This is a genomic window from Pseudomonas karstica, assembly GCF_009707515.1.
Classification (GTDB): Bacteria; Pseudomonadota; Gammaproteobacteria; order Pseudomonadales; family Pseudomonadaceae; genus Aquipseudomonas; species Aquipseudomonas karstica.
This window is the reverse complement of the sequence record NZ_WLYI01000031.1, coordinates 73,193-87,334: the sequence shown is the minus strand read 5'-3', so window position 1 is coordinate 87,334 and position 14,142 is coordinate 73,193. Positions and strand designations below refer to the sequence as shown.

The window sequence follows — 14,142 nt, the reverse complement described above, 5'->3', positions numbered from 1 at the left end:
ATCTGCTCCAGAGCGTGGCGCGCCTGTACAGGGTGTTGGACAAGGACCTGCCGATCCTGATCAACGGCGAAACCGGCACCGGCAAAGAAGCCTTCGCGCGGGCGATTCACCTCGCGAGCCTGCGTCGGGCTGGACCCTTCGTTGCGCTCAATTGCGCAGCCATTCCGGAAACCCTGATCGAGAGTGAACTGTTCGGTTACCGCAGCGGCAGCTTCACCGGCGCCAGTAAAAAAGGCATGAAGGGCAAACTGGAAATTGCCAATGGCGGCACGCTGTTTCTCGATGAGATCGGTGACATGCCAGCACACCTGCAAACGCGATTGCTGCGCGTCCTGGCCGAGCGTGAAATCTCCCCGCTGGGTGCCGACACGCCGTTGCCACTGGACATTCAGGTGATCTGCGCCACCCACCAGAACGTGGCGCAGATGATCGCTGACAAAACGTTCCGCGAGGACCTGTTCTACCGCCTCAACGGCATGATCCTGCACCTGCCTGCCCTGCGTGATCGCAGCGATATCCAGGCGCTGGTTGAAGCGGTCTTGCGCGAACAGCCAGGCGGGGAAAACTGTCGGATCGATGCTGCCTGCATGCGCCTGCTGACCCGCTACGGCTGGCCTGGCAATATCCGTCAGTTGATCAACGTGTTGCGTTATGCCGTGGCCATGGCTGACGACGATTGGATCAATACCGATTGCCTGCCCGTCGAGTTGCTTGAAGCGCCCTCACATACCGCACCCACGCAAGCAGTCAGCCGCCCGCCCTTGGCGCAACTGACCGCCGACGATGAGGGTTTGCGGTTGCTGGAAGCGTTGCGACGTCACCAGTGGAACATCACCGCCGTGGCCGAGGAGCTCGCCGTGGCTCGATCGACGCTGTACCGCAAGATGAAAAAATACGCGATCGTGCAACCCAACCGGATCACCTGAGCCCATAGCGAGGCGGTCTCGAACAAGCCCCGCTACGGATTCAAAGCCTCAGATCTGGATATACACCACATGGGTATGGGTGAATTCGTAAAGCCCATGCTTACCATCCGCGCCGCCGATTCCGGACTTGCGAACCCCGGCGTGGAAGCCCTGCATCGCCTCGAAGTTTTCACGGTTGATGTAGGTTTCACCGAAGTCGATTTCGTTGCAGGCGCGCAGGGCCGCCGTCAGGTCCCGAGTGTAGATCGACGAGGTCAGGCCGAACTCACAATCGTTGGCCAAGGCGATGGCTTCGTCCAGGTCGTCGACGATCTGGATCGGCAGCACCGGCCCGAAGATCTCCTGGCGCATGATTTCCATCTCTTGGCGGCAGTTGGCGAGCACGGTCGGCTGGTAGTGAAAGCCTTTGCCGTTCCTGTCGGCGATGGCGCCACCGGTGATCACCTGCGCGCCGTCGCCCACCGCGGTCTCGACCATCTGCGCCACTTTGTCGAGCCCGGCCTTGTTCACCAGCGGCCCCATGTCCAGCCCTTCCTCGGTCAGCGGATCACCGTATTTGGTGGCCGCCATGGCCGCACTTATCTGCTCGATGAACGGGTCAGCCACCTTGCGCTCGACGTAGACCAGCTCGGCGCAGTTGCAGACTTGCCCGGTGTTGATCACTCGCGAGGCAGTGATCGCCTTCACGGCCAGGTCCAGGTCCGCATCGGCCAGGACAATCGCCGGCGCCTTGCCGCCAAGTTCGAGATTGAGCTTGGTGATGTTGTGCGCCGCCGCCGCCATGATCCGCTGGCCGGTGGCGACGCTGCCGGTGAAGTTGATCATGTCCACCCCGGAACTGACGCTGAGGGCATTGCCCACTGTGCCGCCTTTGCCTGAAACGATATTGACCACGCCCTTGGGCAGATCCGTTTCGGCCAGCAGCCGGGCGAATTCGAAGCAGTTGATCGGAGTTTCTTCGCTGGGCTTGATAACGATGGTATTGCCGGTGATCAAGGCGGGTGCGAGCTTGCGGGCGATCAGGAAGAACGGGAAGTTCCACGGCAGGATCCCGGCCACCACGCCCAATGGTTTACGGAACACAAAGATGTTTTCGCCTGGCCGGTCGCTGGTGAGGATTTCCCCTTCCAGGCGGCGGCCCCACTCGGCCATGTAATCCAGATAGTCGGCTGTGAAGTTGACCTCCACCAACGCCAGCCCCAGAGTCTTGCCCTGCTCGGCGGTGATGATCCGCGCCAGCCGTTGGGCATTGTCGCGAACCTTGGTGGCGATGCGGTGCAGATAACCTGCGCGTTCGTTGGCCGGCTTGCGTGCCCAGGCCTTTTGCGCGGTGCGAGCGGCGGCAATGGCACGCTCAACTTCGCTGAGGTTGGTTTCCGGTACCGAACCCAGTAGTTCACCGTTGGCCGGGTTGAAGACTTCGATCAAATTGTCGCCGGCGCTGAAGGCACCGTCGATGTAGCTTTGGTAGATGGGTAATGAGTAGCTCATGTGTTCTGCCTCTGCTAAATGCTGTTCATGGTCGGCATCCGCCTGCAACGCAATTACTTCGCGGCTGCCGTCTTCGCCGACGCCATCTCTTTCTTCAGGTCGTTGGCGCGCTTGATGATGTATTGGTGCACCAACTCCACCTCATCCGGCTTGAGCTCCTCGGCAAACGATGGCATGCCGTCATTGACCCGGCCGCCGTAGACAATGCCGAGGAACATCTGGTGATTTTCCTTGCTGAGCATGCGCAGATCCGGCAGCACGCCGCCGCTGATGGCGTTGATGCCGTGACAGGTGTCGCAGTGGCCGTTGAACAGCGCCCGGCCTTTGTCCACTTGCTCGGTGGTGCCGGTGAACGCCGGTGGATCGACTTTGCGGTCGGCGTATTTGTATTTCAGGTCAGGTAATTTGGCCGTGCCACCGAGCTTGTAGGTCAGCACTTGCGCATTGGGCTTGACCCCGGCGCGTAACGACAGCGCCCCGGCAAAGGTGGAAAAAGCCCCGCCCCAGCCGGCCATGAATGTCACGTACTGCTCACCATCGACCTCATAAGTGACCGGCCCCGCCATCACGCCGGTATTGGCCGGCTGCTCCCACAGGACTTTGCCCTTGTCCGCCGAATAGGCGACTACACGCCCGTCCGCCGTGCCCTCGAAAAGCAGATTGCCCGCCGTGCTCAGGGTGCCGCCGTTGAAGATGGTCGAGTACGGCACTTCCCAACGTGCTTCCTGCTTGAGCGGGTCCCAGGCGATCAGTTTGCCCGTCCAGGTATCCGCCAGTTTGCGCAGCCCGTCCGGGTCTTCGGGCATCATCCCGGTGTTGACCTGCAACTGGTACATGCTCTTGAACTTCTTGCGCGGCGGCTGGCCTTCGACGTCCTGGTACAGCGCCGACATGATGTGCGCCGGGATGTAGACCAGCCCGGTCTGCGGGTTATAGGACATCGGCTGCCAGTCATGCGCGCCCCAAAAACCCGGCTGCACCAGCAGCGCTTTCTTCTCTGGGTCGCGCCAATAGACCGCGGCTTTTTCGTCGACGATCGGGCGCCCGGTTTTCATGTCGACCCCGGTGGCCCAATTGATCGGTACGATATTCTTGGCCGACAGCAGTTCGCCGGTCTTGCGGTCGATGACGTAGAAGAAGCCGTTTTTTGGCGACTGCATCAGCACCTGACGCATTTTGCCGTCGATCTTCAGGTCCGCGAGCATGATGTGTGCGGTGGCGGTGAAGTCCCAGGCATCGCCGGGGGTGGTTTGGTAGTGCCAGACATACTCGCCGTTGTCCGGGTTGATGGCGACGATGGAGGACAGGAACAGGTTGTCACCTTTGCCTTCGGAACGCAGGCGCGGGTTCCACGACGATGCGTTGCCGACGCCGATATACAGCAGGTTGAGTTTCGGGTCGTAGGACATCGAGTCCCAGACCGTGCCGCCGCCGCCCTGCTCGACAAACTTATCGCCGAACCAGGTCTTGCTGGCGATTTCCATGGCCTTGTTTTCTGGCGGCAGCTTCGGATCGCCGGGCACGGTAAAGAACCGCCAGTCTTGCTTGCCTGTGTTGGCGTCGTAGGCGGTGATGTAACCACGCACGCCATATTCAGCACCGCCATTGCCGATGATCACCTTGCCCTTCACCACCCGAGGAGCACCGGTGATAGTGATGCTGCGATTCGGGTCGGTGCGGGTGTCCACCGACCAGACCCTTTCCCCGGTCTTGGCATCGATCGCCTCCAGGCGACCGTCGAGCACACCGACGAAGACTTTCCCTTCCCACACCGCCACGCCCCGGTTCACTGCATCGCAACAGGCTTCGCCGGCACGACTGCGGTCGGAATGCGGGTCGTACTTCCACAACAATTTGCCGCTGCGGGCATCCAGCGCGTAGACCACCGAAAACGGTCCAGTGGTGTACATCACGCCGTCGACCACAATCGGTGTTGCTTCCACACCACGGTCGATGTCCAGCTTATAGGTCCAGGCCAACCCCAGCCCCGCGACGTTGCTGTCGTTGATTTTTGTCAGCGGGCTGAAGCGCTGCTCGTCGTAAGTGCGCCCGTGACTCATCCAGTTACCGGGCTCCTGGTCGGCAGCGCTGATGCGCGCCCCATCCACGGCGGCGGGCTTATCAGCGGCGTAGCTTTGGGCCGTGAAAGCGACACTTAATGCAACAGCGGTGATAAACAGGCTGGTCGGTACGCCGGGAAGGCGAAGGTATGGGCCAGGTCGGTTCATGAGGCTCTCCGTTCTTATTAGAACCGGGAGCGCATGTGCCCCGGTTGAACACAGCAAGAGCAAACGTTGTGCCACGCGGGATAATTCTTTTTACTTCAGTTAGTTAGAAACTTCTGGCGGCGCGATACCGTCCTGTCACGCTACACCTGTCGTATTTCGTAGAGCACACTGCGCGACAACTGCGTCAGGAAACCCATTGTCGCTGTACCCCGACGCAATGAGGTGACCTTGAGCGCCATCCCATCTGACCCGTCAGTTCGCCCCTCTACCAGGCTTTGCGCAATGCATTGGCAACCAGCGTAAATGCGGGTGAGGGTTGCCGACGGCTGGGGTAATACAAATAGTATCCAGAAAACGGCAGGCACCAATCTTCCAGCACACGCACCAGCCTGCCTTCGCGCAGGTGCGGCTCAAACTCTTCTTCTGGCAGGTACGCAATGCCCAGCCCGGCTAATGTCGCATCCACGATATGGGTCGACGTGTTGAAAATGAGCTGGCCATCTACTCGCACGTTCACATGTTTGCCTCGCCGCTCAAAGTCCCATACATAGAGCCCACCTGATGTCTGCATGCGCTGGTTGATACAGTTATGGTTCATCAAGTCGTGCGGTTTTTTGGGAGTGCCTCGGGCGGCAAAATACGCTGGCGAAGCCACGGCAGCCATCCGCAATAGTGGGCCTATCGGGACTGCGACCATATCCTTGTCGATGGTGTCACCCAGGCGTACACCTGCATCAAAACGATCCGCCACGATGTCTCTGAATCCGTAATTGACGTCGAACTCAACGTTGATGTCCGGGTATTCGTGTAACAACGCAGTGAGTTTGGGGAGCAACGTCGTGCGCAGAACATGATCGCCGCAAGTGATGCGTACGGTGCCTGCAGGCTTGTCGCGCATTTGCGTCAGGATATCCAGTTCCGCTTCGATTTCATCGAATCGATTACCGATCGCTTGCAACAGACGCTCGCCAGCAACGGTCGGCGAGACGCTGCGTGTAGTACGCGCCAGCAACCTGATTTGCAGGCGTGTTTCCAGGCCGCTGATGGCCTGACTCAGCGCAGATTGGGTAACACCCAGTACCCCGGCGGCTCGGGTGAAGCTGCCTTCGCGCGCCACTGTGACGAAAGACAGCAGATCGTTGAGGTTTCTTCTGACCATGTGTGAAGCGCCTTTGATGGCCCATTAATTAGCTACACTTATAGCCTCGTAAAGTATTCATTAGCTAGTCGCGCAAGCATTCGTTTGTCACCATTATCGGTATGAACACGAATGACCCTGAGGCACCGATGGACACTGTTTCAACCAGCAACGAGGCTCCTGCACACTGGGGCGGTGTCTTTGCAATGACACTTTGTGTTTTCGTCCTGATCGCTTCGGAGTTCATGCCTGTCAGCCTGCTGACGCCGATGGCTGTTGATCTTCATGTTAGCGAGGGGATGGCCGGGCAAGGCATTGCGATTTCCGGGGCATTTGCCGTGCTGACCAGCCTGTCGATCTCATGGATTGCGAGAACCCTCGATCGCAAGATACTGCTGCTGGCATTGGCTGGGTTGATGGCCGTCTCTGGCGTGATAGTCGGGATGGCGTCCGACTATCAGACTTACATGATCGGCCGTGCGCTTATCGGTGTAGTCATTGGCGGTTTCTGGTCAATGTCCGCTGCGACGGCCATGCGCTTGGTACCTGCCACACAGGTACCGAAAGCGTTGGCCATCTTCAACGGCGGTAATGCGTTGGCTACCGTAATTGCCGCACCGCTGGGCAGCTACCTGGGCTCGACCATTGGCTGGCGCGGCGCTTTTTTGTGTGTGGTGCCCGTCGCGGCGATTGCCCTCATCTGGATGTGCATCAGCTTGCCGGCCATGAAGGTAGAATTGCGCACACCAGGCTCCGGGAACGTATTCAAGCTCTTCAGGAATCGGTCAGTGGCGCTGGGTATGGTCGGCTGCGGGGCCTTCTTCATGGGGCAGTTTGCGTTGTTCACCTACCTGCGGCCCTTCCTTGAAACGGTGACGCGCGTAGATGTATCCACCTTGTCGTTGATCTTGCTGGTGATCGGTGCAGCAGGCTTTATCGGCACCCTGATCATCGGCCGATACCTAAGGCGCAGCCTGTTCCGGACATTGATGACAATTCCGGTCTTGATGGCCTTGGTCGCTTTGGCACTGATCCCTTTTGGAAGCTCGGTCATTGTCGTTGCCGCCCTGCTGGGCTTATGGGGACTGTTGGCGACTGCGGCCCCGGTGGGCTGGTGGAGCTGGGTCGCACAGGCCTTGCCAGATAATGCCGAGGCTGGCGGCGGTTTGATGGTGGCCGTGATTCAACTGGCCATTGCTCTGGGCTCCACCGTTGGTGGACTGCTGTTCGATAGTCGCGGCTACCAGAGCACTTTTATCGCTAGCGCAGTCGTGCTGCTGCTTGGCGCATTTGTGACCGTTCTGACGTCACGCTCGGCATCATCTCGAACCGCTTGAGCCGCGCAACGCTTCGGGAGATGGGTTATGGACCTTGACTTGAGACCGGCTAATGGGTGGCCCCATCAGTGGGTTCTTACACCGCCTCAGCCATTGGCAGGCACCAGTCCCTGCCACGCTTTACCGCGTCGAGAATGCACCGCAAATCGCTATACAGTGCCATTGGGTCGCACGCGTGCAATATCACCGTAACGATGCGATCGCCATTCGGTGCCTCTGACAGGACCGCGACGTTGTAACAGCCGGACAGGATCGTTCCTGTCTTGCCGCCCAAGACATCGTAGTCGTTGATGACCTTGACGGTCGAATTGATCTTCTGTTGCCGGGGTGTCGGTCCAAGCACCTGCATGACATGGCTGGGTTTCCCCCAGCTTTCAGTGATTTGCGGATATTGCATCACCGTCAGCATGAGCCTTGCCATGTCGGCAGCGGTCGTCAGTTGTCCGCGTACGGGCTGCCCGCTTGGATTAATGAACTGTGTATCGCACATTCCGAGCTGTGCGGCCTTGGCATTCATCTCGGCAATAAACCGCTTTGGAGCGTCGCTTGCGCAGTTGCCTTCATCATCGAGGAGCAATCGCCCGAATGTGCGCGCAACCGCGTTTGCGGTGATATTGGAGGAAGGCAGCATCAGGTTGACGATCGCATCGCCAAACGCGATCTTCTCGCCTGGCTTGAGGTTGGTCCCTGATCCTCCAGAGACGTCCGCCTCATCGATGTCCAGATAATCGGTGAGAGAGTGTCCGAACCTTGGCATAAGGTCGAACATGACGACCGCAGTCATCAGTTTCGTCAGCGAGGCCGGCGGCAAACGTTTGGTCGATGATTTGTCGAAGAGCAGTTCATGCTTTTTCTCTGCTCCCTTTGCAAGTTTCAGGCTGATGGCGCCCCGGGCGTCGATATCGGGAAGCGAATAACGCTCGAAAGGACGAGGGCCGGGAGCTGCACTTTTGTTACGCAGTTGCTCCCAGTCGAGCGCCTTGAGTTGGGCACGAATAGTCTGCGGCGTTGCGCTTTTGGCAATCAGTGCGGCCGCAAGTCGCGCATGTTGGGCCAGTACATGGTGTGCGGGAGCCTGCGCATGCGCGAAGATATGCTGCGGCTCGAATTTCGCTTCGCGCAGGTAGCGCACATAGCGTAGCTGCGTGCTGAAGGGCACGGCCTGGTCTTCAGGATCGGAAATCACATAAATGGCGGGTGGCGGCGCCTTGGGGATCCGTCCAATATCATCGAGGGGGTCATAAAAGCGGTGGGCATCATAGAGGAACCGTGCCGGGATATTGCGCTGATACTCCCAATGAGCGGCTACCTGCTTGACCGACAGCAGGGACGAGGCCAGCACGGCAGCGGTAATATCCTCGCGCCGACTGAGAAGCGCCGCCACGATCTGGCCGCCGCCTGATTGTCCGGTCAGGATGAACGAGCCGATATTGTATCGCTGCTTCAACGCATCAAGAGCCTGATCCATGAGGGCAATCTCGAGCGGTTGCCGCCTCATGTGGTGATTGCCCGAGGACCCGTGAAGACCAGGGCGAGCAAGGTGTATGGCGGGGGCATTCGCCTTGCAGGACCATTCGGCCATGCCCGCCTCGATCTGGGCCGGACTCAGGGACTGATAGGATGCTGCAATATGGCGTACGCCTTTGGACGTCGTGAGGAGGACATCGCCGCCGAAATAGACCAATACCTGCGAATTTTTGGGGCTCTCCAGGCCGTATGCATAATATCTGATGCAATAGCCCTGGCCTTCAGCCTCGATCCACAGTCCATTGGGGATTTGCGCGCACAACGCCTGAGTGGCCACTGTTCCGTGAAGCGCCTCGTCAGCTGAAAATGAAGTATTGCCAGTAACGATGCTGAGGGTTTTCGGGCGAGGTTTCTCGAAGGGGCCTAGTGTGGGCTGATCACCGAGATGTGAGTTCGCAATCCGCGGTCGCCCCGTCACCGCGTAGCAATACTTGAGACACCCCCATTTGAAGATGCGCCAGATCCTGCTCGAGGATATGGCCAGCGATCTTGTGAGAATGCCCAATCTCTATTCCTCTCTTTTATTCATATATCGACGATTTCGTTAGCTTTTCGGAGCAAAAGACTGGGAGTCCATTTCGATCAAAGTCTTGACCCTGCGGTCTTTAAGGCCGACTGGCGTAGCGCTTTTCTGCAAGGCCCTCATAACCGCGTGAAATATTTCTTCGTCATGGACCGGCGATTTCTGGTCGGTTTCTTTCCAGTTATATCTGTTCCACCCATTGCGGGATGAAACGCTGATGCTCAGGCGCTCAAGCTCTTCGAAAACTGCCAGGATGAAAGCAGGACCGTGAAGGATATCGTCGTGGATCACGGTGCTTCCATCGACATAGGTCATCTCGGCGAGAGCTTGCGGCAAGTGAAGGCGGCCGAGCGGATCGGTAATCACGGCCAGGCGATTCCACAAGCCACTGGCTCGGTAGGTCTGGGAAAAAACCTGGCTGCGGACGGCCTCTCCAGTGGCCGGCAGCGTTTTTTGCGGACCGGCGCCAGGCCTCAGGGCATATTCCGCCCACCGCGCTGTTCCTTCCAGGAACCACCGAGCCTTGAACATGGAATAGCTGTATTGATAAAGGTGAAACAACTCATGCGCGGGCGATACATTCTGTCTGGGAAGATTATTCTTGAGGTCGATCCGTAGGGTGCACCGGCCATCGCCACCATCGAAACCCAGCCTGTAGTTGATCACCTCGTCATAGGCTAATCCGTTCCCCTTCTTCATATTCAGAAGAAACACATCGATGGATTTCACACGGGCATAACGCGGCATGCTCAGCGGCTGCTTGAGGCCGATAACTTGCGAATAAATGCGACGCGCCGTGACCATTTGAGTGGCGATATCTTCCACCTGATCGGGAATACCGTTCTTATTGATATCGCGGACGTTGGGAAGAGCATGCGGCCCTTGCGTGGCATAGATGATTCGGAACTCGTCGCGGACATGGATGCGATCCAGCCCGGAAAGCACCCTGGACGTCTCATTCCGGCAATAACCGGCAGTGTCTTTTTGAGGAGACGCCGGATCAGCACTCAGGGCACGCCCAGAAACCAGCGCAATGGCAATGGCAACGGCATAGATAGCGATCAGCCGATGAGGAAAAGATAATAGGAAGGGCATGGGCTGGTGCCGCTCAATGACTGAGCGACAGGTTCCAAAATTGCCACGGTCGCGTCACTTGTCAGCTCCTTCCAATAATATCTTCACGATCCTTTCAAGATGAGTACCGTGCGATGCCTTGACAAGCACCACGTCCCCGTCATGAATCCAGGGCCTCAGTGCTAGCGCCATGGCCTCGACATCCGGGAACCACCGGCCCTTGCCCTCGCACAGCACGCGGTCAGCAACGGCCTTCATCAGCGGACCGCAAAACAGTATCCGGTCGGGCCTTGCAGCCAGGATGTCACCTTCCATACTCAGGTGCATGTCCTGTGCGTCAGGGCCCAGTTCGAGCATATCGCCAAGCACCAAGAGGCGAGATGATTGCGCAATGGAGGCCGACGCCTGCATCGTCTGGAGGGCCGCACGCATAGAAGTTGGATTGGCATTATAGGAATCGTCCCAAACCTCGATCCGCTTTTCGCCAAAGGTTGCTTTGCTGCGTTTGCCTCGCCCTGTCAGGGGTTTGAAACTCTCGAATTGCCGAGCAGCCGCAGCCACATCGAGCCCGAGGCCAGCGACCGAGGCGAGCACCGCGACGGCGTTCATTGCCATATGGCGACCCGGCGCTCCGAGTTCGAAAGCATGCGTCTTGCCTAGGACAACTGCGCGAACGGTGCTCCCCTCGAACTCAAGAAATCTTGCATCACAATCCTCGGTGCTGCCAAAGCTCACGATCCGCAACTGCGCGTCAAGCGCTGCCGCCTCGAAGATATGAAACTCCGGCATGTCCCGGTTGATGACGGCTATCCCACCTGGCTTCATGCCTTGGTAGATTCTGGCTTTCAGCTTCGCGATATTCTCGGTGCTGCTGAAATCCGCCAGATGAGCGGGAGCAATGGCGGTCACGATCGCAACGTCGGGTTCAACGAGGCCGCTGCAGACGTCCATTCGGCCGATCGCCATTTCCTGAACCCAAAACTGCGCATCCCGGCTCATCGATGCGAGGTTCCAACCGATACCGTAAGATGAGTTGGCGGATGTCCGGCTACGATCGCTTTTGCCGATACCGGCGAGCGCATGCGCCGCCATCGCGACCGTGGTCGTTTTGCCAACACTGCCAGTTACGGCAAGGACAGTCCCCTTGAAGTCCAGGCGGGCGGCCTTTGCGAGGATTGTCACGGTCTTGCGCAGATCCGGAACCTTCAGCACCGGCAAGCCAGAACGGACATATCCGCTACCATCTTCGGCGATGATACCCAGCGACTTCGGTGCCAGGCGCTCAACGACAGTGGGCCTGAGGCCGGCAGCGCCAGCGGGAGCGAGAAGCATCTGGCCTGGACCGAATTGCGTGGCCTCTGCACAGATACCTGTAGTGCTCCAGCTTTCCTCAGCGGGTGGGACAAGCCATTCGCCCCCCGTCAGCTGCGCCATTTCCGCTGCCGACCAGCCTGCTGCTCTAGGCGGTACGCTCATCCCTTGAACTCCTTCAGTATGTTGGCCGATGGCCGCGATCGTAACGCTCGACCAGATCTTGCGAAGTAAATGAAGCTACATCAAACATAGCTGACTCGGATCATATCTTGATACAAGGCTCTGACAGCATGCCGGTCTTGAGGCCGTCTGCGCATCCCATGAGCAGATGAACCCTGCTCGCACTCCCCTTGCTTTTATTGATAGCACGATGCTGGACGTCGACCCGAACCAGCCACGCCGAGCCGTCAGCTGGAAGATGAACGGACTCAATAGTCCCGTCTTCCCTTCGCCACTCGAAGAGGCAGTCGGGGTTGGTCGTGATCGGGATATGAAGGCGCCAGGTTTCCTTGGTTGCATCGACATGGAACTGCATCTCATCGCCTTCACTTTCCATCTGCATCAGACGCGCGCGATAGGGGGAGACACCTGCGTCCTTCAGGCTGTCCATCACCTCAAGCAGATACCCCGAGCACACCTTCGTCGGCGTCACACCGCGAATATTATTGGTGTTGTCCGATATTCTCTTGACGCCATCGTCGACGCTTCCATCACGACTCGTGATCGCCCACCCGTAATATTTAACATTGTTATCCTTGAATAAAATGGGGTCGGTTTTCGTGACCTCCTCAAGGAAGTGTTTCTTCAACAGGTCAACATCCGCTGAAAACCCCATGAGTTTAGCGAACATGTAATTTTCGGATTTCATACTGTAGCCTCCACCTTCCTGACTTGATTGACACTTCCGATAACCTTTCTTCGGTAAGCCACTATTCCAGAGAGATAATGCTCCACATCGTCGATGCGGACGCGAAAGGCATGGTGGCGAATGAAGAACGAACCGACGATGCGCTGCGGATTGGCATAGAACATCGCCAGCTCCGGCCAGAAATAGCCGTTCAAGAGGTAACGGGCACGGTAATGCAGCGCACGATGGAATTTGGACAGATCGATTTCGCTGAGCAGATGCTGCATGTCGGGCAACGCTTCAATCCGCGCCAGCATCGCCTCACTGGCCATCATCAATTCCAGCAGGGTCGGAAAGGTCGTGATCCGGTTCAGGACGAAATCGAGATAGTTGCGCACATTCTCGAGGCCGAAGCGGAAGTAGCGCTCTTGCGGCCTATAGCGGGTGAGTTCATTGACACAGTAGCTCAGCCAATGGTCATTGTGCCGCCAGTGCTCCTTCGCAATGAAGTGCTCGAAGGCTTTTTCCACCGTTGTCAGCCAGCGTTCGTCGCCCGTCAGGCTGTAGAGGCGCATCAACCCGAAGGCCGCCTCTCCTTCATAATAAATGGTGCGGAAGGCTTCCTTCAGGGTGAGGTCCGGATAGTTCAGTACATGAACGAAGGAGCCGTCCTCGCTCCGTTGCATATGCTGGATGCCCAGGGCCAGTTTTTCGAGCAGCGGCAGATGATCGGTGCAACCGGTCACGACGGCGTGCTGTGTAAAGGCGAGGATCGCGACGGCGTTGGCGCCCAGCTTGATCTCATTGCCGACATCGACCAGAAACGCTGCTTCGGAGCCGTCAGGCAGGGCTACAGTGCAGATTGCCTCCCGTCGAAGCCAGGCAAGCGAGCGCTCGATGGCGGCCCACAACGCGTCGTCTTGCGTCACCTCCCATGCTTCGATCATCGCATAGGTTGTGCTGGCATGCCGAAGGCCGTTGTAGGCGTCGATTTCCCGATTAAAACAGGGGTGCAACCCATAGATGAACCGGCCGTCGTCGCCCACCTGCCTAGCCAGAAACGAGCTACTGCTTTTGATCAGCGTAGAAAGGAGGTCATCGTCCAGTGCTTCGACGACGCGATAGCCCGCTGACCTGCCCGGCCCCGCGATCTCGTGCAGCTCGTCGGGCCTCTCCTGGTCGAGGAAGAAACCGTGGGATGAAAACGTCCAAACCGCCGTGCCGTCCTCCAGGTCCACACTCCCGAGGCCATGGCGAAGCTTGGCGTAGAGCTGGAAATTCTTCTCGTTGACCACACAATGAGGATATTTGGGGCCGCCATAGAACATGGCATTGGCGTTAATTTCAGTTTCCAGAAAGGCGTGACGGCAACTGGGGTCAAGCGAAATACCCTGACGACAATAATTACGCTTCACCTGGGTAAGCTGTCGCTTCAGCGTTCCCCAGTCGCTCTTACGCATTTCGTCGACGATATCCACGCGTAGCCAGCGAAGGATGTCCGGATTCTTTGCCACCAGCTTGCGCAGTCGTACAAGTCCTCGCTGCCAGGCATCGGCAAACGTCGCCCCCCGGAATGTCTCGACCCGTGCGCGGCTGCGGCCATCGGTATAGGAAAAGAAGAAGATGTACTCCGACCCTGCCTCTCCTACAGGAACAGCAACATCCTGCAAGCGAGCATAGATCGGGTGCAACAGTGCAAAAACCACATCATCAGTCATGTCGACCTCATTGGAGTCA

Annotated in this window: 10 protein-coding genes; 2 read left to right on the top strand and 8 right to left on the bottom strand. The window is 58.1% G+C overall.

Annotated elements, in window-relative coordinates; translation table 11 throughout:
* Positions 1-926: sigma-54-dependent Fis family transcriptional regulator (locus GIR22_RS20790; RefSeq protein WP_154745143.1), on the top strand; the 926-nt coding region annotated here is incomplete at its 5' end.
* A gap of 48 nt (positions 927-974) precedes the next feature.
* Here the strand turns inward: GIR22_RS20790 and aldA are convergent.
* The 3 genes from aldA to GIR22_RS20775 all read right to left on the bottom strand — a co-directional run bounded on the left by aldA (position 975) and on the right by GIR22_RS20775 (position 5,804).
* Positions 975-2,417 (bottom strand): aldehyde dehydrogenase, encoded by a 1,443-nt coding sequence (gene aldA / locus GIR22_RS20785; protein ID WP_154745142.1) that lies wholly within the window; start codon positions 2,415-2,417, stop codon positions 975-977.
* Between the two features lie 53 nt (positions 2,418-2,470).
* Entirely contained in the window at positions 2,471-4,645 is a 2,175-nt protein-coding gene (locus GIR22_RS20780) for a PQQ-dependent dehydrogenase, methanol/ethanol family (RefSeq protein WP_154745141.1), read from the bottom strand.
* 265 nt (positions 4,646-4,910) lie between these two features.
* A complete protein-coding gene (locus GIR22_RS20775; protein ID WP_154745140.1) occupies positions 4,911-5,804 on the bottom strand; it encodes a LysR family transcriptional regulator in 894 nt (297 codons plus the stop codon).
* A gap of 128 nt (positions 5,805-5,932) precedes the next feature.
* Here GIR22_RS20775 and GIR22_RS20770 point away from each other — a divergent pair, with 128 nt between their 5' ends.
* Positions 5,933-7,120, top strand: a complete 1,188-nt coding sequence (locus GIR22_RS20770) for an MFS transporter (protein ID WP_154745139.1) — start codon at positions 5,933-5,935, stop codon at positions 7,118-7,120.
* A gap of 76 nt (positions 7,121-7,196) precedes the next feature.
* Here the strand turns inward: GIR22_RS20770 and GIR22_RS26015 are convergent, their stop codons facing one another.
* The 5 genes from GIR22_RS26015 to GIR22_RS20745 form a co-directional block, all read right to left on the bottom strand.
* On the bottom strand, positions 7,197-9,152 hold the full coding sequence (locus GIR22_RS26015) for a serine hydrolase (RefSeq protein ID WP_178122382.1): 1,956 nt from the start codon (positions 9,150-9,152) through the stop codon (positions 7,197-7,199).
* A gap of 39 nt (positions 9,153-9,191) precedes the next feature.
* Positions 9,192-10,265, bottom strand: a complete 1,074-nt coding sequence (locus tag GIR22_RS20760) for a hypothetical protein (protein WP_154745138.1) — start codon at positions 10,263-10,265, stop codon at positions 9,192-9,194.
* A 54-nt stretch (positions 10,266-10,319) separates the two neighbouring features.
* The gene (locus GIR22_RS20755) at positions 10,320-11,720 is read right to left on the bottom strand and encodes a UDP-N-acetylmuramoyl-tripeptide--D-alanyl-D-alanine ligase (protein WP_154745137.1); all 1,401 of its coding nucleotides are present in this window, start codon (positions 11,718-11,720) and stop codon (positions 10,320-10,322) included.
* A gap of 100 nt (positions 11,721-11,820) precedes the next feature.
* A complete protein-coding gene (locus GIR22_RS20750) occupies positions 11,821-12,426 on the bottom strand; it encodes an aspartyl/asparaginyl beta-hydroxylase domain-containing protein (protein WP_154745136.1) in 606 nt (201 codons plus the stop codon).
* Positions 12,423-14,123 (bottom strand): hypothetical protein, encoded by a 1,701-nt coding sequence (locus GIR22_RS20745; protein ID WP_154745135.1) that lies wholly within the window; start codon positions 14,121-14,123, stop codon positions 12,423-12,425. The genes GIR22_RS20750 and GIR22_RS20745 overlap by 4 nt, the downstream gene beginning before the upstream one ends.
* Between the last annotated feature and the right edge of the window lie 19 nt (positions 14,124-14,142).